Annotated in this window: 26 protein-coding genes and 1 other RNA gene; 13 read left to right on the top strand and 14 right to left on the bottom strand. The window is 67.7% G+C overall.

Going from position 1 to position 19,114, the window contains the following annotated elements:
* Nucleotides 1-3 precede the first annotated feature (3 nt).
* Entirely contained in the window at nt 4-681 is a 678-nt protein-coding gene (locus tag VFQ64_RS03180; RefSeq protein WP_325101851.1) for a septation protein A, read from the top strand.
* Between the two features lie 169 nt (nt 682-850).
* Here the strand turns inward: VFQ64_RS03180 and VFQ64_RS03185 are convergent, their stop codons facing one another.
* Both VFQ64_RS03185 and pspF read right to left on the bottom strand, forming a co-directional pair.
* The gene (locus VFQ64_RS03185) at nt 851-1,456 is read right to left on the bottom strand and encodes a superoxide dismutase (protein ID WP_325101852.1); all 606 of its coding nucleotides are present in this window, start codon (nt 1,454-1,456) and stop codon (nt 851-853) included.
* 42 nt (nt 1,457-1,498) lie between these two features.
* Nucleotides 1,499-2,515, bottom strand: coding sequence for a phage shock protein operon transcriptional activator (gene pspF / locus VFQ64_RS03190; protein ID WP_325101853.1), 1,017 nt, complete (start codon nt 2,513-2,515; stop codon nt 1,499-1,501).
* A 169-nt stretch (nt 2,516-2,684) separates the two neighbouring features.
* Between pspF and VFQ64_RS03195 the strand changes: the two genes are divergently transcribed.
* From VFQ64_RS03195 to VFQ64_RS03235, 9 genes are all read left to right on the top strand, one after another.
* Nucleotides 2,685-2,822, top strand: coding sequence for a hypothetical protein (locus VFQ64_RS03195; RefSeq protein ID WP_325101854.1), 138 nt, complete (start codon nt 2,685-2,687; stop codon nt 2,820-2,822).
* 71 nt (nt 2,823-2,893) lie between these two features.
* Nucleotides 2,894-3,565 carry a phage shock protein PspA gene (pspA, locus tag VFQ64_RS03200; RefSeq protein ID WP_325101855.1) on the top strand — a complete coding sequence of 224 codons (672 nt, stop codon included), beginning with the start codon at nt 2,894-2,896 and terminating at the stop codon, nt 3,563-3,565.
* A gap of 4 nt (nt 3,566-3,569) precedes the next feature.
* Nucleotides 3,570-3,869, top strand: coding sequence for an envelope stress response membrane protein PspB (gene pspB / locus VFQ64_RS03205; RefSeq protein ID WP_325101856.1), 300 nt, complete (start codon nt 3,570-3,572; stop codon nt 3,867-3,869).
* Between the two features lies 1 nt (nt 3,870).
* Complete coding sequence (pspC, locus tag VFQ64_RS03210; protein ID WP_325101857.1) at nt 3,871-4,248, top strand: envelope stress response membrane protein PspC; 378 nt, start codon at nt 3,871-3,873, stop codon at nt 4,246-4,248.
* 26 nt (nt 4,249-4,274) lie between these two features.
* A complete protein-coding gene (locus VFQ64_RS03215) occupies nt 4,275-4,586 on the top strand; it encodes a hypothetical protein (protein WP_325101858.1) in 312 nt (103 codons plus the stop codon).
* Between the two features lie 28 nt (nt 4,587-4,614).
* Nucleotides 4,615-4,944, top strand: coding sequence for a hypothetical protein (locus tag VFQ64_RS03220; RefSeq protein WP_325101859.1), 330 nt, complete (start codon nt 4,615-4,617; stop codon nt 4,942-4,944).
* A gap of 8 nt (nt 4,945-4,952) precedes the next feature.
* On the top strand, nt 4,953-5,258 hold the full coding sequence (locus VFQ64_RS03225) for a hypothetical protein (protein ID WP_325101860.1): 306 nt from the start codon (nt 4,953-4,955) through the stop codon (nt 5,256-5,258).
* Nucleotides 5,258-5,497 (top strand): hypothetical protein, encoded by a 240-nt coding sequence (locus VFQ64_RS03230; protein WP_325102109.1) that lies wholly within the window; start codon nt 5,258-5,260, stop codon nt 5,495-5,497. Before VFQ64_RS03225 ends, VFQ64_RS03230 begins: the two co-directional genes overlap by 1 nt.
* Nucleotides 5,498-5,702: 205 nt before the next feature.
* Entirely contained in the window at nt 5,703-6,104 is a 402-nt protein-coding gene (locus tag VFQ64_RS03235) for a SufE family protein (RefSeq protein ID WP_325101861.1), read from the top strand.
* A 191-nt stretch (nt 6,105-6,295) separates the two neighbouring features.
* Here VFQ64_RS03235 and VFQ64_RS03240 read toward each other — a convergent pair whose 3' ends face one another.
* The 10 genes from VFQ64_RS03240 to VFQ64_RS03285 all read right to left on the bottom strand — a co-directional run bounded on the left by VFQ64_RS03240 (nt 6,296) and on the right by VFQ64_RS03285 (nt 14,289).
* Entirely contained in the window at nt 6,296-6,826 is a 531-nt protein-coding gene (locus VFQ64_RS03240; protein WP_325101862.1) for a J domain-containing protein, read from the bottom strand.
* 47 nt (nt 6,827-6,873) lie between these two features.
* Nucleotides 6,874-7,234, bottom strand: an RNA gene (gene rnpB / locus VFQ64_RS03245) — RNase P RNA component class A.
* Nucleotides 7,235-7,245: 11 nt separating this feature from the next.
* A complete protein-coding gene (locus tag VFQ64_RS03250) occupies nt 7,246-7,929 on the bottom strand; it encodes an N-acetylmuramoyl-L-alanine amidase (RefSeq protein WP_325101863.1) in 684 nt (227 codons plus the stop codon).
* A 38-nt stretch (nt 7,930-7,967) separates the two neighbouring features.
* Nucleotides 7,968-8,807, bottom strand: coding sequence for a protein-glutamate O-methyltransferase CheR (locus VFQ64_RS03255; protein WP_325101864.1), 840 nt, complete (start codon nt 8,805-8,807; stop codon nt 7,968-7,970).
* Entirely contained in the window at nt 8,804-9,856 is a 1,053-nt protein-coding gene (locus VFQ64_RS03260; protein ID WP_325101865.1) for a chemotaxis protein CheB, read from the bottom strand. Before VFQ64_RS03260 ends, VFQ64_RS03255 begins: the two co-directional genes overlap by 4 nt.
* 9 nt (nt 9,857-9,865) lie before the next feature.
* Complete coding sequence (locus VFQ64_RS03265; protein ID WP_325101866.1) at nt 9,866-10,228, bottom strand: response regulator; 363 nt, start codon at nt 10,226-10,228, stop codon at nt 9,866-9,868.
* 60 nt (nt 10,229-10,288) lie between these two features.
* Nucleotides 10,289-10,729 (bottom strand): chemotaxis protein CheW, encoded by a 441-nt coding sequence (locus VFQ64_RS03270; protein WP_325101867.1) that lies wholly within the window; start codon nt 10,727-10,729, stop codon nt 10,289-10,291.
* A 4-nt stretch (nt 10,730-10,733) separates the two neighbouring features.
* Nucleotides 10,734-13,010 (bottom strand): chemotaxis protein CheA, encoded by a 2,277-nt coding sequence (locus tag VFQ64_RS03275; protein WP_325101868.1) that lies wholly within the window; start codon nt 13,008-13,010, stop codon nt 10,734-10,736.
* A 54-nt stretch (nt 13,011-13,064) separates the two neighbouring features.
* The gene (locus VFQ64_RS03280; RefSeq protein ID WP_325101869.1) at nt 13,065-13,709 is read right to left on the bottom strand and encodes a histidine phosphotransferase family protein; all 645 of its coding nucleotides are present in this window, start codon (nt 13,707-13,709) and stop codon (nt 13,065-13,067) included.
* Between the two features lie 178 nt (nt 13,710-13,887).
* A complete protein-coding gene (locus tag VFQ64_RS03285; protein WP_325101870.1) occupies nt 13,888-14,289 on the bottom strand; it encodes a M67 family metallopeptidase in 402 nt (133 codons plus the stop codon).
* Between the two features lie 19 nt (nt 14,290-14,308).
* On the opposite strand from VFQ64_RS03285, the gene VFQ64_RS03290 reads away from it, so the two are divergent.
* The 3 genes from VFQ64_RS03290 (at nt 14,309) to mtgA (ending at nt 17,003) form a co-directional block, all read left to right on the top strand.
* Nucleotides 14,309-15,244: an RluA family pseudouridine synthase gene (locus VFQ64_RS03290; protein WP_325101871.1), complete on the top strand. Its 936-nt coding sequence runs from the start codon at nt 14,309-14,311 to the stop codon at nt 15,242-15,244.
* A gap of 68 nt (nt 15,245-15,312) precedes the next feature.
* Nucleotides 15,313-16,218, top strand: a complete 906-nt coding sequence (gene rpoH / locus VFQ64_RS03295) for an RNA polymerase sigma factor RpoH (RefSeq protein ID WP_325101872.1) — start codon at nt 15,313-15,315, stop codon at nt 16,216-16,218.
* Nucleotides 16,219-16,328: 110 nt separating this feature from the next.
* Complete coding sequence (mtgA, locus tag VFQ64_RS03300) at nt 16,329-17,003, top strand: monofunctional biosynthetic peptidoglycan transglycosylase (protein WP_325101873.1); 675 nt, start codon at nt 16,329-16,331, stop codon at nt 17,001-17,003.
* A gap of 146 nt (nt 17,004-17,149) precedes the next feature.
* Here mtgA and VFQ64_RS03305 read toward each other — a convergent pair whose 3' ends face one another.
* Both VFQ64_RS03305 and VFQ64_RS03310 read right to left on the bottom strand, forming a co-directional pair.
* A complete protein-coding gene (locus tag VFQ64_RS03305; RefSeq protein ID WP_325101874.1) occupies nt 17,150-17,479 on the bottom strand; it encodes a YbaB/EbfC family nucleoid-associated protein in 330 nt (109 codons plus the stop codon).
* Nucleotides 17,480-17,500: 21 nt separating this feature from the next.
* Nucleotides 17,501-19,114, bottom strand: coding sequence for a DNA polymerase III subunit gamma/tau (locus VFQ64_RS03310; RefSeq protein ID WP_325101875.1), 1,614 nt, complete (start codon nt 19,112-19,114; stop codon nt 17,501-17,503).

Genomic DNA, 19,114 nt, shown 5'->3' on the forward strand with positions numbered 1-19,114 from the left:
GCTATGAGCACAAAGGCCCCCTCGCCCGGCCTGCGGATGGCGGTGGACTACGCGCCGCTTGTGGTGTTCTTCCTCGTCAACTTCGTGGCGCCGGCCGAGCCGATGATGCGGCTGGTGGCGGCGACGACCCCGTTCCTGGCGGACGGCGACCGGGTCGGCGCGCTGGTGATCGCGCGGGTGATCTGCGCGACGGCGGCGTTCATGGCGGCGACGCTGGTCGCCATCGTCGTGTCGAAGGTGAAGCTCGGCCATGTCTCGCCGATGCTATTGATCTCGGGCGCGCTGGTCGGCGTGTTCGGCGCGTTGACCATCTATTTCCATGATCCTCTCTTCATCCAGATGAAGCCGACGATCGTCTATTCGACTTTTGCCGCGCTGCTGGCGTTCGGGCTGCTGACCGGACGGCCGCTGCTGGAGGGGTTGCTCGGCGCCGCCTATCCGGGGCTGAGCGCGGAAGGCTGGCGCAAGCTGACGCGGAACTGGGCGCTGTTCTTCATCGCCATGGCGCTGCTCAACGAGGCGGTGTGGCGGAGCACGAGCTGGGATTTCTGGGTCGGGTTCAAGCTGTGGGGCGCGATCCCGCTGACGCTGGGCTTCGCGCTCGCCAACGTCCCGATGCTGATGCGGCACGGGTTGCTGGTGGAGGATGGGGCGGCGGCGAAGGAACTGCCGCCGGAGTAAACTCGCTTCCCGCTTGCGGGACATAGCCTTCTTCTCCCCTCCCGCTGGCGAGAGGGGTTGGGGGGAGGGCTTGTCCGACAGGCGTGGCAGCGGCCGACATCCCTCCCCTAGCCCCTCCCGCAAGCGGGAGGGGAAGACAGAGCGCCCCTCCAGCAAGCGGGAGGGGGACTTACGCCACCGCCTCGTAGCGACCGCCGACCGCCTCCCAGTCCACGACATGCCACCATGCCTTCAGGTACGCCGCACGGTCGTTCTTGTAGGTGAGGTAGTAGGCGTGCTCCCACACGTCGTTGCCGAGCAGCGGGGTGCCCTTGTCGGCGGCGACGTCCATCAGCGGGTTGTCCTGGTTGGGGGTGCTCGTGACCTTCAGCGTGCCGCCCGTGTCGGCGATCAGCCATACCCAGCCCGAGCCGAACTGGCCGACGCCCTTGGCGTTGAAATCCTCCTTGAGCTTGTCGAGACCGCCATAGGTGTCGATCGCGGCGGCGAGCTTGCCCGATGGCTGGCCGCCGCCCTGCTTCATGCTCTTCCAGAAGAAATCGTGGTTCCAGAACCCACCGCCATTGTTGCGGATCAGCGGCGGCTGCGTCGAAGCGGTGGCGAGGATCTCCTCGATCGACTTGCCGGCGAGCTTGGGATCGGCGGCGACACCCTCGTTGAGCTTGTCGGTATAGGCCTTGTGGTGCTTGTCGTGATGGACCGTCATCGTCTCCTTGGAGATGGTCGGCTCCAGCGCGTCGTAGGCATAGGGCAGCGGGGGGAGTTCAAAGGCCATGATGCTTCCTCGCATAAGTGTCGGACAGGGGAACGCCGCTCCTTACGGCGTCGTTCCGATCAAGTCATGCCGCCTGAGCGCGTGGCGGAGCTGGTCATAGGTGAGGCCGAGCGCCTGTGCCGCGGTGCGCTGGTTGTAGCGGTTCGCCGCCAGCGCGCGGGTGAGGAGCCGGCGTTCGTAGCCGTGGACGGCGGACTTGAAGTCGCTCGGCTCGGGTTCGGCGGGGGTCGGTTCGGAGCTCTCGGCGGCGGCGGGCATTTCTCCGCGCGGCACTGAGCGTGGGCGGTGCGGCGAGGCGAAAGGATCGAGCTCGATCGAGTCGACCGGCCCCTCCCCGTCCCAGCGATAGACGGCGCGCTCAACGACATTGCGCAGTTCGCGGACGTTGCCGGGCCAACTGTGGCCATCGAGCTGCTCGATGGCATGTCGGCCGAAGCCGGGCCAGCGCTTCCAGCCGATCTCGGCGGCCATGCGGCGGCCAAAATGCTCGGCGAGCACCATGATGTCGTCGGGGCGCGCGCGCAGCGGCGGCAGCGTCACCACCTCAAACGACAGCCGGTCGAGCAGGTCGGCGCGGAACTCGTGGCGCGCCACCTTGTCGGGCAGATGTTCGTTGGTGGCGGCGACGATGCGGACATCGACTCGCAACGGACGCGACGAGCCGATGCGGGTGATCTCGCCATATTCGACGGCGCGGAGCAGCCGGTCCTGTGCGGCCATCGACAGCGTCCCGAGTTCGTCGAGGAACAGCGTGCCGCCATCCGCTTCCTCGAACCTGCCCTGACGGGCTTTGGTCGCGCCGGTGAAGGCGCCCGCCTCATGCCCGAACAGTTCGGCTTCAATCAGCGTCTCGGGCAGTGCGGCGCAGTTCATGATTACCAGCGGCTGGTCCCAGCGTGGGCTGAGGCGATGGAGGCGTTCAGCGACCAGCTCCTTGCCGGTGCCGCGCTCGCCGATTACCAGCACCGGCCGATCGAGCGCCGCGGCGCGGCTGGCGCGCTCCAGTGCGTCGAGGAACGGGCCCGACTGGCCGATGAATTGGGTTGTGCGCTCCGCCATCCCCAAGCAATGGCGCAAATTCCCGACACTTGGCAAGGTACAAGCTCGAGCGCTTGGGTGTCCGACGGTCAAGCCATTGTGAATATGGGATTTATGGACTTGGCACGGCACCTGCAAAGCGAGTTGCAACACCGCGTCGGCGGTCAATCGAACCACTAGGGAGCAAATCATGTTCGGGAAATTGGGCCAACAGTTCGCCGCGATCGTCTGCACGGTGCTGGTAAGCACCGCCTGTGTCGTCGCCGCGGTCGGCCCCGCCACCACGGTCGGACAGTCGGTGCCGATGACAGCGCGAGCCTTCGCGTGATAATGGATCAGATCGAGCGCCGTCCGGCCCGGCTCTCGTCCGCGCCCCCGACCATCAGGAGCAGTTTCGCGATGAGCATCTTTTCCCGCACCCGCGACATCGTCGCCGCCAACATGGCGGACCTGCTCGAGAAGGCGGAAGATCCGGCCAAGATGATCCGCATGATCATCCTGGAAATGGAGGAGACGCTGGTCGAGGTGCGCGCGTCCGCCGCACGCACCATCGCCGACCAGAAGGAGATGCGGCGTCACATCGCAAAGCTGGACGGCCTGCAGGCGAGCTGGACCGAGAAGGCAGAGCTGGCGCTGAGCAAGAATCGCGAGGACCTGGCCAAGGCGGCGCTGGTCGAGCGGCAGAAGGCCACCGACATGGCCGAGCAGCTGACGGTCGAGATCCAGGTGCTGGACGATGCACTGCGCGCGTCGGAGGAGGACATCTCCAAGCTGCAGGCGAAGCTGCGCGAGGCCCGCTCGAAGCAGGCCAACGTCCAGACCCGGCTGGAGAGTGCCACCAATCGCGTCAAGCTGCGCGAGATGTACGCGGGCGCCAAGACGCAGGACGCTTTCAGCCGGTTTGACGTGCTGGAGCGCCGGGTCGACGACGCCGAGGGCCGCGCGGAGGCGATGGGCCTGGGTGCGGTAAAGACGCTGGACGAAGAAATCGCCGAGCTGCGCCAGTCCGACCGCGTGGATGCTGAGCTGGAGGCGCTGAAGGCGCGTATCTCTGCACGCAAGGAGGGCTGAGGCGATGGAGGATATATTTGGACCGGTGCTGGTCTGCCTGATCCTGTTCATCGGGCTTCCCTGGATCGTCTTCCACTACATCACGAAGTGGAAGCAGGCGCCCAAGATCACGGTCGAGGACGAGCAGCTGCTCGACGACATGTTCAACCTGGCGCGGCGGCTCGAAGAGCGGCTGATCACGGTGGAGCGGATCGCCGCGGCGGATCATCCCGATTGGAAGCCGGGGCTGAACGCTCCCACTCCAGAGTGGCAGGGCAGCCTCAATGCGCCCCACTCCACCTACCCTGTTGACCGGAGGAACTGAGATGTCCGAGCGTCGCACGAAATTCTACCTCGACAAGCAGAACAAGAAGGTCGCGGGCGTCTGTGCCGGGATCGCGGACTATACGGGCGTCGACGCGACGCTGGTGCGGATCGCGATGGTGCTGCTGACGGTAACGACGGGCGGGCCGTTCATCCTTGCCTATATCATCGCCGCCTGGATGGCGCCGGAGAAGCCGACCGGACTGTACAGCTCGGACGACGATGCAAAGTTCTGGCAGGGCGTGCGGTCCAATCCGCGCCGCTCGACCGCCGAGGTCCGGTCCAAGTTCCGCGACGTCGATCGCCGGCTCGCCGATATCGAGACGCTGTACACCAGCCGCAACACGCAGCTGGCCAACGAGATCGAGAGCCTGCGCTAACCTCCGGAAAGACAAGGAACAGGGTCATGCATTGGGGTGGACCGGAGTTCGTCCTGTGGATCGTCGCGCTGGCGATCGGGGCAGGCATCATCAAGACGTGGATCAGGGCCAAGCACGGCTATCCGCTCGAAGATCGCGGTCGCAAGCACGAGCGGCGGATGCGGCGCGCGCAGGAGCTAGACGGGCTGGACGACACCCGCAAGGTAGCGCTGCTGACCACGGAGAACGAGCGGCTAAACGGCCAGGTCGGCCGGTTGGAAGAGCGGCTGGCGGTGCTCGAGCGGATCGTCACCGATCCGGCCGAGCGCACCGCCCGCGAGATCGACGCGCTGCGCTGAGCCGCGGGCGCTAAAAGGGGGGAAGCTTATGTCACCTGAGAAGTTCGCGATCGCACAGACGTTGTTCACGTCGATCGGGGTGGTCGGCGTGGCGGGGATGGTCGGCTGGGTCGTCACGACCTGGATGCGGATCAAGAACGGTTATCCGCTGGATGGGGCCTGGAGCCAGGCGGTATATCCCAAGCGCGACGACGAGACGGTGGAGCGCGTCAAACTGCTTTCGCAAGAGAACGGCCAACTCCGCGCCGAACTTGGCGCCGTCAAGGACCGGCTCGCCAATGTCGAGCGCATCGTCACCGATGGCGCGGGGCGGTTGTCGCACGAGATCGATCAGCTCCGCCTCGGCGGCATCAACTAGGACCCGACATGAGCCCTCTCATCATTCCGATCTTCGCGCTGCTGATCCCGATCGTGGCGATCCTGTCGAAGACCGTGTTTCAGCCCTGGATGCGGCTGAAGGAGCGGCAGATGGAGCTGTCGAGTTCGGCGGCGGCGGAAAAGGCGGCGCAGTACGCGGCGCAGACCGAGCGGCCGGAACAGCGCGTCCGCGTGCTGGAACGCATCGTCACCGACCGGGGCCAGGACCTGGCGGGCGAGATCGAGCGGCTGCGCGACGTCCAGTCGCCGGCCTTGGGTTTCACTTCAACGATCAAGGATGGGGAGCGAGCATGATGATCGACCCTTATGTGACGGTGGCCGTGTCGCTGTCGGCACTGGCCGGGACGGCGATGATGACGGCGGCGACGCTGGCGGGCTGGCGCGGCTGGTTGCAGCTGAAACGGACCGAGCTGGACCAGCTGCACGGGCATCAGCCAACGGCGCAGGCAGGTGCCGGCGCCCGGATCGAGATCGCGGACCTGCGCGAGCGGATCAGGAAGCTGGAGGCGATCGCGGCGGGCGTGGAGCTGTAGCGCAGCCGGCACGCCAGCAAGGCCCGTCCGACGTCACGACGCGGCCCTTCGGCTGCCTGCAGGGCAAGCGCTAAGGAGAGCCTTTGCCGCGGCAGTATAGGATACCCTCATCTTCCGCCGCCGGGCGCCTCCCTCTTCTCCCGCGAGGGCGGGAGAGGCTTGCGCAGCGGTTGCCCGGAGCGTGCCCGGCCCCTACCTCGCCGCCATGTCCCTTGCCGATATCCATGAGGAATACGCCTTCCTCGACCCCGACGACCGCTATCGCCTGCTGATCGACCTCGGGCGCGCGCTGGAGCCGATGCCGGCGGCGTTGAAGACCGAGGCGACGCTGGTCAGGGGGTGTTCGGCGTCGGTGTGGATCTATCCGACACGCGACGATGCCGGTCGGCTGCATTTCCTGGCCGACAGCAACGCAGCGATCACCAAAGGACTGGTGGCCCTGGTGCTGGAGGCGGTGCAGGATCGCGCGCCGGCGGAGATCGCGGCCACTGATATCGAGGGTGAACTGGCGCCGTTCGAGTTGCAGCGTCAGCTGAGCAGCAACCGGACGCAGGGGCTGCCGAACATGATCGCGCTGATCCGGGAGACGGCTGGACGGATGCTTTGACGGACTAGGGCTGAGGTAGCAAGTCACCAGCTTTGGCAGCAGTTTCGCAGCCGAAGGCCGGGGTCCAGCTTCGTTTTTCTCAGTGGGACGGTCGGCCTCTCCAACTCAGCTCATAGCACCCTGGGCCCCGGCCTTCGCCGGGGAAGATGGCTAGGTAACCGGAGCCCTGTTACCCGCTCCCTGCTACCAGGCTATCCCGCCCTCGCCTCTTCCGCCGCCCGCAAAACCTCGTACGCCGCCTGGATCTGCTGGAAGCGGGTCGCCGCCTGGGCGTCGCCCGGACGGAGATCGGGGTGGTTCTCCTTGGCGAGGGTGCGCCAAGCGGTGCGGGTTTCCTCGAAGGTTGCGTCGCTCTCCAGGCCCAGTGCGCTCAGCGCGCGCATCTCGTCGCGTGAGCGGGTGCCGTCGCCGGGGCCGCCCCAGCTGTAATGCTTGGCCCCGGCATAGCCGTCGGCGGTCCGTTGGTCGGCGGCCTCGCGCTCGGCGGCCTCCTCGGCGCTCAGGCCCTCGAAGTAATTCCAGCCGCGATTGTACTCGGCCGCATGGTCCATGCAGAAATACCAGCGGTCGGGGCTGTTGGGCGATTTGGGCGCCGGGCAATTACCAGGCTGTTCGCAGCCGTGACGGTCGCACAGCCGCACCTTGGTCGCCTCCGACGCCGAGCCATAGCCGCGCCAGCGGGGAAAGCCCCAGTCGTTCGAGCGGGAGGTGGTGCGCGCCATACGGGGGGCACTTAGGCGGTGGCATCGGACAATGCCACCGCCGGAAGAAGGCTAGAAGGTCTGTAAGCCGGGTTCTGTCCACCCCTTGCGGGGCTGGGCGACCATTCCTCTAGGCGCGCCGTCGCCGACGCGCTCCAGCAACCAACCCGGGCGCCTGGTGGGAACACACCGTGCGACGCCCCTATTCGGTCTTGCTCCCGGTGGGGTTTGCCGTGCCGCCCCTGTCACCAGGCGCGCGGTGCGCTCTTACCGCACCCTTTCACGATGGCGTCGCCGAAGCGGGCGCCGTCTGCTCTCTGTGGCACTTTCCCTGGGGTCGCCCCCGGCGGGCGTTACCCGCCACCGTCGTTCCGCGGAGCCCGGACTTTCCTCGCGCGGCAAGCCGCCCGCGGTCGCCCAACCTTCTAGCGGAGCGGGCCCTACTCGTCTCCGGTAGGCTTGGGAAGCAGCAAGGCAAGCAGCATCATACGGCACTCCGCGTCGACCTCGCCGTCGATCAGCTCGGGGCGGAAGCGGCGCTGGAAGGCCATGATTGCGGCCATGGGCTCGGTGACGTCATAGCCGAAACGCTCGAGAGCGAGCAGGAACCCGGCCTCCGTCCATTGCGGGTCCATCAGGTTCTTGGTCGGGCGCGGCAGCGCCAGCCGGCGGCGAGCGAGTTCGTGCCAGGGGAACAGCTCGCCCGGATCGCGCTTGCGGGTGGGGGCGATGTCGGAATGGCCGACGATGTTGCCGCGGGTGATCTCGTGGCGGCCCTTGACCTGCATCACCAAGCGGACGACCGCGTCCACCTGCTCGGGCGGGAACGGGCGATAGCCCCAGTCGTGGCCGGGATTGACGATCTCGATGCCGATGCTTGCGGAATTGACGTCGGTGATCCCGCGCCAGTGCGCGCGGCCGGCGTGCCAGGCGCGGCGTTGCTCATCGACCAACGCGTGGACGGTGCCATCCTCCTCCACCAAATAGTGCGCGGAAACCTTCGCTTCCGCATCGCAGAGCCGCTCGAGGGCTTCGGCGGCGGTAGGCATGCCGGTGTAATGGAGCACCATCATGGTGATCCGCAACGCGCGCTCGTCATGATTGGGCGAGAGCCGGGACGTCATTTCGCCCCCGTGGCGCGATAGTTGATCGATGTAAACCGTCAGGCCGCGGCCTTCGCGGTGGCCGCGGCCTTTGCATAGAGGCCGCGCACCGTGCGGCTCGGCTCGAATACCCGAGTCTGGCCGATCACGGTTTCGCCGGCGCCCAGCACCAACAGCCCCTCGGGACGCAGCGCGCCGGCGAGCGTGTCGAATACCGGCTGCTTCGCCTGCGGGGTCAGATACAACAGCACGTTGCGGCACAGCACCAGATCAAAACGTCCCGGCGGGGCGGGATCAGCGACGAGATTAGCGCGGCGGAACTGGACGTGGCGGACCAGTTCGGACTTGGCGGTCCAGTCGGCGGTGCCGTCGCCGTCGAACCACTGCATCAATCGGCGGATCGGCAGGCCGCGCTGGACCTCGAACTGGGTATATCGGCCGGAGCGCGCCCGCGCGATCGCGGTCTCGGACACGTCGGTGGCGACGATCTCCGGCATCGGTGCGCGCCCGCCATCCCTGACGCGCTCGGCGAACAGCATGGCGAGCGACAGCGGCTCCTGACCAGTCGCGCAGCCAGCGCACCAGATCCGTGGTCGGCGGCCCGTGCTTTCCACCGCGCCGACCGCCGCGAGGATCAGATCGAACACGGCTGCGTCGCGGAAGAAGCTGGTTTCGCCATTGACCAGCGCGTCGACCACCTGATCGCCTGCCCTCGGATCGCTGCCCTCGTGCAGCAGCGCCACCAGTTGGTCCAGCGTCTGGAGATTGCGCGCCTTGAGCAAGGGCTTCAACGCGGTGTCGAGCCGCCAGGAACGATAGCTGGCGAGTTCCTGCCCCGTCCGCGCCTGCAACAGCGCGGTGAGGTAGCGGACCGTGGCGGGCGCGTGCGACGGCGTCATGGCCGGCGGCGCTCGGCCAGGAGGCGGCCGATCGCGTCAGGCGGCAGCACCGCTTCGGCGAGGCCAAGTGCCGCGACCGCGCCGGGCATGCCCCAGACGACGGAGCTGTCGCGATCCTGCACCACCACCGCGGCGCCCGCTTCGCGCAACGCGCGCGCGCCGTCGGCGCCGTCACGGCCCATGCCGCTCAGCACCACGCCGATCGCGTGCGGGCCGAAGGTGGCGGCGACGCTGGCGAACATCGGATCAGCGGACGGCATGCAACCGCTTGCCGCCGCGACCTTCGACAGGCGGATGCAGGTGCCGCCATCGGTGAGCCGCATCACGCAGACATGCGCGTCGCCGGGCGCGACGATCAGCCGACCGGGGCGGATCCGCAGCCGATCGGTCGCGACGTCGCAGGCGCGGCCCGTCAGCGCCGCGAGTTGAGCCGCGAAATAGTGCATGAAGGTGGTGGGCAGATGCTGGGTGATCAGCACCGGCAGCAGGAAGCTCGCCGGCAGTTCGCGCAACAAGCGGCTCAGCGCATGGATGCCGCCGGTCGAAGCCGCGATCGCGACCAGTTCGTAGACCTCCGAACGCCGGCTCGTCGGCAACGGCGCAGGCGGCGCGCTCGCGATCGGCGCTGCCTCGCCAAGCCGATCCAGCTTCTCGAGCAGCGTCTGGCCGAAGCGAGTCGACAGACCTTCCGGCTTGGCCATGGTGTCGGCGGCACCCAGCGCCAGCGCCTGAACCGCCTGCACCGCGCCGTCCTCGGCCGAGGAGGACACGATCAGGACCTTCGCGTCACCGCCGGCGGCGAGCAGGTCGGGCAAGGCGGTGATGCCGTCAACGCCCGGCAGATGAATGTCGAGCAGGATGTAGTCGACCCGCGAGCGCGCGAGGAACGCCAGCGCCGCACCCACGTTGCTGACCGCGCCCGTCACCGCATATCGCCCGCTGCCGTCGACCACGCGGCTCATGACGGCGCGCGCGACCGCCGAATCGTCGACGATCAGGATGCTGGACAGGTCACCCGCAGCGACTGCCCGGAGAGCGGCATGGCGCATGATCCGCGCCTACGCGCCGACGATGTGAAGCTTGGATTCGAGCGTGTCGCGGTCGAACGGCTTCATCACATATTCGTCCGCTCCCGCCTGGATCGCCGCGCGGATGTGCGCCATACCGTTCTCGGTCGTGCAGAAGACGACCTTTGGCCGGGTCGGGATGTTCGACTCCCGAAGAGCCTTGAGGAACTCCATCCCGCTCATGACCGGCATGTTCCAGTCGAGCAGCACCACGTCGGGCGGCGACGCCATGCACTGGTCGAGCGCGTCGCTCCCGTCCACCGCTTCGCTCACCCGATAGTCCAGCGTCTCCAGAATGTGCCGGGCGACCTTGCGGATCACCTTGGAGTCATCGACGACGAGGCAGGTCTTCATGGGCTGGGGCTTTCACGCGGGAACGACCAACGGTCTAAGCGGCAAAGGGTTTGCGCGGAGTTAAGCCGCGAGTGCTGGCGTGTCGGGCGCGGCGACCCCCGGCAGCAGGCGGGTGAGATCGATGATCAGCACTGGCTCCCCGTCATGTTCGATCAGTCCGGTGCCCGCGGCCGCCCAGCCATGCCTCAGGTAGAGACCCGCAAGCGGATGCCTGGTAAACGGAGCGACATCCTCCAGCGCGTCGACGAGGACGGCGTAGTGGTGCCCTTGGACCCTCGTCACGATCGCGCGCCGGATCGCGGCGGGCGTAGGCTCCAGCCCCAATGCGAGACCGGTATCGACGACTGTCATCACCCGGCTGCGCAACGCCGCCAGTCCGCGCACCGCACCGACCGCGCCCGGGACGGGCACGATCTCTCCCAGGTCGACCACCGAATCAACCTGGTCGGCCGGTACCGCGATGACCCGCCCGGCGACATGGCCGACGAGGAACAACTCCATGCCTTCAGGCTCCGATACGGCTGGCGACGGCGGCGATCAGGGCGGCGCGGTCATAACGATAGACGCTGGTATCGCCGCCCATGACCTCACGGCGGAGCTGGACGACATTCTCGAACACCGGCGCGACGATCCCCTGCTCGGCCATGACCAGGGTCACGGCGGCGCTCTCACCTGGAGCTAGAGCTGTCGTGCACCGATAGCCGGCGCCCTCCAGCGTAGGTCTAAGAAAGGCGTCCATCCATCCCGAGCCGTCACAGCTGAGCAGGCAGAGCGGTCGCTCCCCGGTCGCCTGCCCGCCGCCCGCGAACAGCGCATGAGCATCGACCATCTCGATCTGCTCGCCAGCGAGCATGGCGACGCCCGCGATCAGCCCGGTGCCGACGGGCGAGAGCTGGGCGGGAACCTCGACGATCTCGATCGCCTCGGCGATGGCGTAGGCGATTTCCGACATGCCGTCGCTAAGCCGCAGCACGGCCACCTCGTTGCGGCCCGCCAGCGATCCCATCAGGTGAAGCGGGACCGCGCGGTCGCCGACCGAGAGGCGGTGGCGGCCGCCGGTCAGGCGAATCCTGTCGACATCGACCGTTTCGATCCGGTCGACCGCGGCGAGCGCGATCAGCCGGCGCTGACCGTCGAGATCCTGGATCAGTAGCGCCAACAAGCTCCGCTCCGGCGCAGCACTTTCCTCTTCGGGGGCGGACTTCTCGAACCTGAGACCCGCGGCGGCGGCGAGGCCGGCGCCGTCGAGCAGCAGCATCGGGCGGCCACTGTCCGGTAATGTCATGCCGGCATAAAAGCCGGTGGCCATGACCGCGGGCGATGCGGGCTTGACCACCAGTTCCTCCGTGTCGAGCACCTCGTCGACGGCCAGTGCATAGTCGCCATCGCGTGTCGCGATGATGGCCAGCGTGTTCGCGTCACGGCCATCAGGCACTCCGATCAGCTCGGCCAGATTCAGCAATGGCCGCCGTCGCCCGCGCACCGTCGCGACCGCGGTGTCGCCGACGATGTCGAGCCGCACCGCGCTGGAGCGCGAGGTGACGATCTCCTCCACCGCCGAGCGCGCCACTGCGAAGCGTTGCGAACCGGCGCGGACGATGATGGTCGACAGGATCGAGAGCGTCAGCGGCACATGAATGGCTATCGCCAAGCCCCGGCCGGGACGATTGCGAAGCGCGACGCGGCCACCGATCTGTTCGATGTTGGCGCGGACCACGTCCATGCCGACGCCGCGACCGGAGACGGCAGTAACCGTGTCGCGACTCGATAGCCCGGGTTCGAAGACAAGCTCGGCCGCCTGGGATTCGGTAATCGCCGCCAACTCCGCATCGGGCCGCAGCTTGCGCTGGCGCGCTTTGGAGGTCAGCCGCGCGGTGTCGATACCGCGCCCGTCATCGGTGATCTCGATGACGATGTGATTGCCCGACTGTCGCGCGGAGACGAGCAGCTCGCCGCTCTCCCGCTTGCCGATCGCGCGCCGCTCGTCGGGTGATTCAAGGCCATGATCGACCGCGTTGCGGATGATGTGCGCCAACGGGTCGCGGATCAGCTCGATCATCTCTCGATCGAGTTCGACGTCGCTGCCCTGAACGCTCAGCGTCACCGACTTGCCGAGTTCCGCGGCGGTATCCCGCACGATGCGCGGCAGCGCCGCGAACAACGCATCGACCTTTTGCATGCGGGCGCGGGTCACCGTGTCGCGCATGTCGGCGACGGTCAGGGAGAGGCGCTCCAGCGCGGCTTCGATGTGCGGCTCGAGAGGCCGATCGCGCAGCGTCCGGGCAAGCTCGTTGCGGGCCAGCACCATGTCCGACATACCGCTCATCATCCGGTCGAGCAGCTCGACGTTGAGGCGGATCGAGCGGCTGACCGCGCGGACCGGCACGGCGGCTGGCGTCGGCGCGGCGGGGGCGGCATCTTCGACCAGTGCCGCAATTAGCAGCTCGTCGCTGCCGCTCTCCAGCGCGCCGCCGGACGCGATCGCCTCGACCAGCTCGCCGATGCGATCGACGATGGCGAGAACGGCGTTGACGAGCGTCGTGTCGGGGGTGCGGCCGCCGTCGCGCACCGCGCCCAGCACGTCCTCGGCGGCATGGCTCAGCCGGGCGAGGCGGGGCAGGTCGAGGAACCCGCAGCTGCCCTTCACCGTGTGGACGAAGCGGAAGATCGCGTCCAGCCGGGCTCGGTCGGACGGATCGGCCTCCCACGCGACGATCTCGCCGCTGAGCGCTTCCAGCGTCTCGCGGGTCTCTGAGATGAACTCCTGGAGCAGCTCGTCCATGCGCCGGCTATGCAGCCCGACAGGTAAAGGGTGCGTTTACCGCCCTCGTGGCGGCTAGCTCAGGTTCAGTGCCGCGCCGAACAGCATCACATTGTCGGCCGGCTCGGTGATCTGGACGCTGCCCCCCGTCTCGCGCGCCAGCGTGTGCACCAGATAGGCGGCGGCGACGCGGGGGGTGATGCCCTCGTCGCCTTCGCCGTCGGTGAGCGTGCGGCGGATATCGGGGTCGAGGATGAGGCGCGTGCCCTCGGCGCGGAGCACGATCTCTAGCTGGCCGCCATTCTCCTCGCCGCCGATGTCGAGCCGACCGCCGCGGACCAGGGCGTCCCCGGCGATCATCGCGAGGTTGAGCAGCACCTTGGCGGCGGGCTTGGGCAGCTGCTCGGCCTCGACCAACCAGCCGAGCTCGACCTTCCGCCCGCCCGACAGCAGGCCCTCGATCGCGCCGCGGCACTCGCGCGCATCGACCAGATCGCCGAAACCGCCTGCAGCGCCGAACGCGAGGCGAAAGAATTTAAGCTTGTTGGCGGACGTGCGCGCGCTCTCCGCGAGCAGGTCAAGGCAGCGTTGACGCATGGCCGGATCGGTCTCGTCGGCGAGCAGCTCGAGCCCATTATTCAGGGCGCCGACGGGGGAGAGGAGGTCGTGGCACAGACGCGAACAGAGGAGGCTAGCGAAGTCGACAGGGGTGACGGTCATGGAAGCCCTTTGATTTTGCGGCATAGTGGCGGCGCCGGCGCACGGGTGCAAGGTGAGGCTTTGCAGATGCGACGCTACACCTTTCCCGGCGGAAGCCGGGCCCAGTCGGCCCCGCCGGAATACAGCCGAGGATTTCGTCGGATGATCGCATCTGGGCTCCGGCTCCCGCCGGGGAGGATCACCGCTGCGAGGCTATGACCTCATCGAAGCGGCCGTGGAGTGCGCCACCCTGCACCGTTCGGAACAGCCGCGCCCCCCCTGCCCCGACGATCAGCCATAGCCAGCCGTTCGGCTCGGCGTCGGCGGCATCGCGGGCTGAAGGTATGGCGTCACCGGATGGGTGGGAGTGATAGCAGCCTACCAGCCTCGGCCCGCCAGCCCGCGCGGCGCGGTGGGCGGCGAGTAGCGCGACGGATTCGATCTCGAAGCGGCGGCGGGGATCGGCGGCGACGTTGCGGCAGGGCTCGGCTGCGTCGATACGATCTAACGCGCCGAACAGGAGCCCGCAGATCTCGTCGCGCGACGACGCCGCTTCGGCCCGGATACGCGCCAGCAGCGCGCTTGAAATTGCCACCTCCATGCCCATCTTCGCCTAGCGAATGGACCGGGGGGTTTCCATCATCGAAGCGACGATCGCACCGGCGGCCGATGGCTGGCGGCTGGATCGCGCGCTCGCCGACGCCGCGCCGACGCTGTCGCGCGAGCGGCTTAAGGTGCTGATCAACTCCGGTCAGGTCTCTCGCGCAGGCCAGCCGGTGCGCGATCCGGCCAAGCGCGCGGCTGCGGGCGAGGTGTTCGCGGTGACGGTCCCGCTCCCGACGCAGCCGCACAACGAGGCTCAGGACATCCCGCTCGTCGTCACATTCGAGGACGAGCATCTCATCGTGATCGACAAGCCGGCGGGGCTGGTGGTGCATCCCGCGGCAGGCAATCTTGACGGGACGCTGGTCAATGCGCTGCTGCATCATTGCGGCGGCTCGCTGTCCGGGATCGGCGGCGTCGCGCGGCCGGGCATCGTCCACCGCATCGACAAGGACACCTCCGGGCTGATGATTGCGGCCAAGACCGACCGGGCGCACGAGGGATTGGCCAAGCAGTTTGCCGCACACAGCATCGAGCGCCGTTATCTCGCGATCACGCGCGGCAAGCCGTCGCCGGCAGCGGGCGTTGTCGACAAGCCGCTGGCCCGCTCGCCCGCCAACCGGCAGAAGATCGCGGTGGTAGCGGGCGGCAAGCGCGCGGTGACGCACTACCGCACGCTCGAACCGCTGACCGGCGCGGCGTTGGTAGAGTGCCGGCTGGAGACCGGGCGGACGCATCAGGTCCGCGTCCACATGGCCTCGCTCGGCCATCCGCTGATCGGCGATCCGGTCTATGGCGGTGCGCACCCGGTGGCGACAAGAATTGGTTTTCGCCGGCAAGCCTTGCATGCCGCGCGGCTGGGCTTCATTCATCCTATAACGGGTGCAACACAGGTTTTCGACAGCGCGATGCCCGCAGATATGCAGGAACTGTTCAGGGCACTCGCCGTATAAGATCGTACGTTTCGGCTCGCCGTGTTGCGGTGAGCGCAACCTGCGGAATTTTGGGGAGTTTTTGGATCATGGCAAAGAACAGCAACCTCCCCGCGACGATTCCGGCGCTCGGCAGCGAGGCGGGGCTCAACCGCTATCTGGCGGAGATCAAGAAGTTTCCGCTGCTCGCACCCGAGCAGGAGTACATGCTCGCCAAGCGTTTCTCGGAGCATGGCGATCCCGACGCGGCGGCGCAGCTGGTGACTTCGCACCTGCGGCTCGTGGCCAAGATCGCGATGGGTTACCGCGGCTATGGCCTGCCCACGTCCGAGCTGATTTCCGAAGGTAATATCGGGCTGATGCAGGGCGTGAAGAAGTTCGAGCCCGATCGCGGCTTCCGCCTCGCCACCTATGCGATGTGGTGGATCCGCGCGTCGATCCAGGAGTACATCCTGCGCTCGTGGAGCCTGGTGAAGATGGGCACCACCGCGGCGCAGAAGAAGCTGTTCTTCAACCTGCGGCGGATGAAATCGAAGCTCGACGCATTCGAGGATGGCGACCTCAAGCCCGAGCACATCACCAAGATCGCGACCGATCTGGGCGTGGCCGAGAGCGATGTGGTCAGCATGAACCGGCGCATGGCGATGGGCGGCGACACGTCGCTCAACGTCTCGATGCGCGAGGATGGCGAGGGTCAGTGGCAGGACTGGCTGCAGGACGATGCGCCCTTGCAGGACCATGTCGTCGCCGAGGCGCAGGAGGCGGACGTCCGCCACACCATGCTGGTCGACGCGATGGACGACCTCAACGACCGCGAGAAGCACATCCTGACCGAGCGGCGGCTGACGGACGACCCCAAGACGCTCGAGGAGCTGAGCCAGGTTTACGGTGTCAGCCGCGAGCGGGTGCGGCAGATCGAGGTGCGGGCGTTCGAGAAGCTGCAAAAGGCCATGATGCGGCTCGCCGGGGAGAAGCGGCTGCTCGTCGCCGCGTAGCGGTGCCGAAGGCACCGGCGAGTTCGGCCGGCGGGTCAGCGGGTTGCCTCCGAACCTGTCCCACGATGCGGGCTTTGCCCGCGGCGCACCTCGCCTGCTAGGCAGTCGCGATGTTCCGCTTCGCCCGCCTGTTCCTCAAGGCCGTGCTGGTCTTCGTGCTCTTCACCGTGCTGTGGGTCGGGTTGTACCGGTTCGTGCCGCCTCCGGTCACCTTCACCATGCTGGGCGGCGTCGTCGGCGGGCGGGGCATCACCAAGGACTGGATGAGCCTGTCGGAGATCGACCCGGACATGGCGCGCGCGGTGATCGCGGGCGAGGATTCGAAGTTCTGCTCGCATCGCGGGTTCGACTTCCGCGCGATCGCCGGGGCGGCGTATCGCAATGCGCAGGGCGGGCGCATCCGCGGCGGGTCGACGATCAGCCAGCAGACCGCGAAGAACGCGTTCCTGTGGCAGGGCGGCGGCTACCTGCGCAAAGGGTTGGAGGCATATTTCACGGTGCTGATCGAGGCGCTGTGGGGGAAGCGGCGGATCATGGAGGTGTACCTCAACATCGCCGAGACCGGCATTGGCACCTATGGCGCGAACGCCGGGTCGCAGCGCTATTTCGGTCATGACGCCAGCCGGCTGTCGACGTTGGAGGCGGGGCGGATCGCGGCGGTGCTGCCGCTGCCCAAGCGGCGCGAGGCGGTGGAGCCGCGCGGGTTCGTGCGGCGGCATGGCAACAAGCTGGCCCGATATGCGGGGGTAGTGCGACGCGAGGGGTTGGACGGGTGTTTGAGGTAATCGTCACCTGCCGAAGCATCCACCCCGGCGAAGGCCGGGGTCCAGGCTCGGCCCTTCGCATTGGAGAAGGCCACCCGCTGCTACTTAGCAGCTTGTAACTGGATCCGGCCTTCGCCGGGGTGGATAATATCCCGGTCAGCCGCTCATCAAAACGGCAATTTAAACCCCGGCGGCAAGGGCAAGCCGCTGGTCATCTTGCTCATCTCCGCGCCGGACACCGCGTCGGCCTTGGCGCGGGCGTCGTTGAAGGCGGCGGCGAGCAAATCCTCCAGCATCTGCTTCTCCGATAGCTGCATCAGCGAGTCGTCGATCGCGATGTTGATGATGCGGCCCTTGGCCGACGCCTTGACCTTGACGATGCCGCCGCCGGCGACGCCCTCCACCTCGACCGTGTCCAGCTTCGCCTGCGCGTTCTGCAGCTCGTTCTGGACGTTCTGCGCCATCTCCATGATCTTTTTCATCTGGTCGTCGTTCATCATGCACTCCGTTGATGCGGGTTAGCCGCTGCGCTGGCCGGGCCAGCTTTCCAGTTCCGCCTCGGGGAACGCCTCGAACGCGGCTTTGATCATCGGCGAGTCGAGGATCGCCTGTTTTGCGGCGGCCTCGGCAGCGCGCTCGCCCTCGGCCAGCGTCGGCGCGCCGGGTTCGTCGGTGAAGCTCACGCGCCAGGGCTGGCCAGTGGATGCCTTGAGCGCGTCGGTCAGATCGCGCAGCGCGTCGGTGGACCAGGGCCGCGCACCGCTGAGCACCAACTCCGGCGGGGCGTAGCGGACGACGCTGGCATTGGCGTTGAGCCGGGTCGCGACGAAGCTGTGGCCACGCTCGTCTAGCCAGCCGGGCAGTTGGGCGAAGGCGGGCGGCGCGCCAGCGCGCTCCGGCACGGCCGGCGTCGGTGCAGGAGCAGGCGCGGCGGCGGGCGGCGCGCCGGACGCGAGCTGGCGCGCGAGGTCCCCCGGGTCGGGCAGCGTGGAGGCGTGGATCGCGCGGAGCAGCGCCATCTCGGCGGCCTCGATCGGCAGCGCGGCGCGGCCGACCTCCTCATGCCCCTTCAGGAACAGCTGCCACAGGCGATGTAGCGCGGGAAAGGACAGGCCCGCCGCCCATTCGGCGCGAGCATTGCGCTCCTCGGCTGGCTGGGCGGTGTCGGGCGCGGCGCCGACCTTGGCCAGCGTGACGCCATGCACCGTCTCGAGCAGCGCGCGCAGAACCGACAGCGGATCGACGCCGAGATCATACTGGCGGCGCAGCTGGTTGAGTGCCGCGGCGGCGTCGCCAGCGAGCACGAAGCCGAACAGATCGCGCACCGCGCCGCGATCGGACAGGCCGAGCATCTCGCGCACCGCGGCGGCGGTGACGCCCGAACCCTCCAGCCCGGCATGAGCTATCGCCTGATCGAGGATCGACAGGCCGTCGCGGGCGGAGCCCTCCGCCGCGCGGGCGATGAGCGTCAAGGCCTCGGGTTCGGCCGTGACCTGCTCCTGCTTGCAAACGTTCAGGAAATGCTCGGCCAGCTTCTCCGCGGGAATACGGCGAAGGTCGAAACGCTGGCAGCGCGACAGAACGGTGATCGGCACCTTGTTCACCTCGGTCGTGGCGAACAGGAATTTGACGTGAGCGGGCGGCTCCTCGAGCGTCTTCAACAAGGCGTTGAAGGCGTTCTTGGAGAGCATGTGGACCTCGTCCACGATGTAGATCTTGTAACGCGCGGAAACGGCGGCGTAGCGCGCGGCGTCGATGATCTCACGGACGTCGTCGACACCGGTGTGCGACGCAGCGTCCATCTCGATCACGTCGATGTGGCGCCCTTCCGCGATGGCGCGGCAGGGCTCGCACACACCGCAGGGGTCGATGGTGGGACCGCCCCGTTCGTCGGGACCGATGCAGTTCAGCGCCTTGGCGATCAGCCGGGCGGTGGAGGTCTTTCCAACGCCGCGCACACCGGTCATCAGAAAGGCATGGGCGAGCCGCTCGCGCTTGATCGCGTTGCCGAGCGTCTGGACCATCGCGTCCTGCCCGATCAGCTCGCGGAACGTCTGCGGCCGGTATTTGCGCGCGAGGACGCGATAGGCCTCGCGCTGCGGCTGCGGGGGCTCGTCGAGGCCGAGGTCCAT

This window comes from Sphingomonas sp. (assembly GCF_035714405.1).
Lineage (GTDB): Bacteria > Pseudomonadota > Alphaproteobacteria > Sphingomonadales > Sphingomonadaceae > Sphingomonas.

Excerpts from the sequence above, each read along its gene's own strand:
- VFQ64_RS03185 (WP_325101852.1), bottom strand. The coding sequence starts at position 1,456 with ATGGCCTTTGAACTCCCCCCGCTGCCCTATGCCTACGACGCGCTGGAG.
- VFQ64_RS03230 (WP_325102109.1), top strand. The coding sequence starts at position 5,258 with ATGATCGACCCTTATGTGACGGTGGCCGTGTCGCTGTCGGCACTGGCC.
- VFQ64_RS03220 (WP_325101859.1), top strand. The coding sequence starts at position 4,615 with ATGTCACCTGAGAAGTTCGCGATCGCACAGACGTTGTTCACGTCGATC.
- pspA (WP_325101855.1), top strand. The coding sequence starts at position 2,894 with ATGAGCATCTTTTCCCGCACCCGCGACATCGTCGCCGCCAACATGGCG.
- VFQ64_RS03310 (WP_325101875.1), bottom strand. The coding sequence starts at position 19,114 with ATGGACCTCGGCCTCGACGAGCCCCCGCAGCCGCAGCGCGAGGCCTAT.
- VFQ64_RS03265 (WP_325101866.1), bottom strand. The coding sequence starts at position 10,228 with ATGAAGACCTGCCTCGTCGTCGATGACTCCAAGGTGATCCGCAAGGTC.
- VFQ64_RS03280 (WP_325101869.1), bottom strand. The coding sequence starts at position 13,709 with ATGACCGTCACCCCTGTCGACTTCGCTAGCCTCCTCTGTTCGCGTCTG.
- pspB (WP_325101856.1), top strand. The coding sequence starts at position 3,570 with ATGGAGGATATATTTGGACCGGTGCTGGTCTGCCTGATCCTGTTCATC.
- VFQ64_RS03250 (WP_325101863.1), bottom strand. The coding sequence starts at position 7,929 with ATGACGTCCCGGCTCTCGCCCAATCATGACGAGCGCGCGTTGCGGATC.
- VFQ64_RS03275 (WP_325101868.1), bottom strand. The coding sequence starts at position 13,010 with ATGGACGAGCTGCTCCAGGAGTTCATCTCAGAGACCCGCGAGACGCTG.
- VFQ64_RS03270 (WP_325101867.1), bottom strand. The coding sequence starts at position 10,729 with ATGGAGTTGTTCCTCGTCGGCCATGTCGCCGGGCGGGTCATCGCGGTA.
- VFQ64_RS03225 (WP_325101860.1), top strand. The coding sequence starts at position 4,953 with ATGAGCCCTCTCATCATTCCGATCTTCGCGCTGCTGATCCCGATCGTG.
- VFQ64_RS03180 (WP_325101851.1), top strand. The coding sequence starts at position 4 with ATGAGCACAAAGGCCCCCTCGCCCGGCCTGCGGATGGCGGTGGACTAC.
- mtgA (WP_325101873.1), top strand. The coding sequence starts at position 16,329 with ATGTTCCGCTTCGCCCGCCTGTTCCTCAAGGCCGTGCTGGTCTTCGTG.
- VFQ64_RS03195 (WP_325101854.1), top strand. The coding sequence starts at position 2,685 with ATGTTCGGGAAATTGGGCCAACAGTTCGCCGCGATCGTCTGCACGGTG.
- VFQ64_RS03305 (WP_325101874.1), bottom strand. The coding sequence starts at position 17,479 with ATGAACGACGACCAGATGAAAAAGATCATGGAGATGGCGCAGAACGTC.
- pspC (WP_325101857.1), top strand. The coding sequence starts at position 3,871 with ATGTCCGAGCGTCGCACGAAATTCTACCTCGACAAGCAGAACAAGAAG.
- VFQ64_RS03255 (WP_325101864.1), bottom strand. The coding sequence starts at position 8,807 with ATGACGCCGTCGCACGCGCCCGCCACGGTCCGCTACCTCACCGCGCTG.
- VFQ64_RS03285 (WP_325101870.1), bottom strand. The coding sequence starts at position 14,289 with ATGGAGGTGGCAATTTCAAGCGCGCTGCTGGCGCGTATCCGGGCCGAA.
- VFQ64_RS03260 (WP_325101865.1), bottom strand. The coding sequence starts at position 9,856 with ATGCGCCATGCCGCTCTCCGGGCAGTCGCTGCGGGTGACCTGTCCAGC.
- VFQ64_RS03235 (WP_325101861.1), top strand. The coding sequence starts at position 5,703 with ATGTCCCTTGCCGATATCCATGAGGAATACGCCTTCCTCGACCCCGAC.
- VFQ64_RS03240 (WP_325101862.1), bottom strand. The coding sequence starts at position 6,826 with ATGGCGCGCACCACCTCCCGCTCGAACGACTGGGGCTTTCCCCGCTGG.
- VFQ64_RS03290 (WP_325101871.1), top strand. The coding sequence starts at position 14,309 with ATGGACCGGGGGGTTTCCATCATCGAAGCGACGATCGCACCGGCGGCC.
- pspF (WP_325101853.1), bottom strand. The coding sequence starts at position 2,515 with ATGGCGGAGCGCACAACCCAATTCATCGGCCAGTCGGGCCCGTTCCTC.
- rpoH (WP_325101872.1), top strand. The coding sequence starts at position 15,313 with ATGGCAAAGAACAGCAACCTCCCCGCGACGATTCCGGCGCTCGGCAGC.
- VFQ64_RS03215 (WP_325101858.1), top strand. The coding sequence starts at position 4,275 with ATGCATTGGGGTGGACCGGAGTTCGTCCTGTGGATCGTCGCGCTGGCG.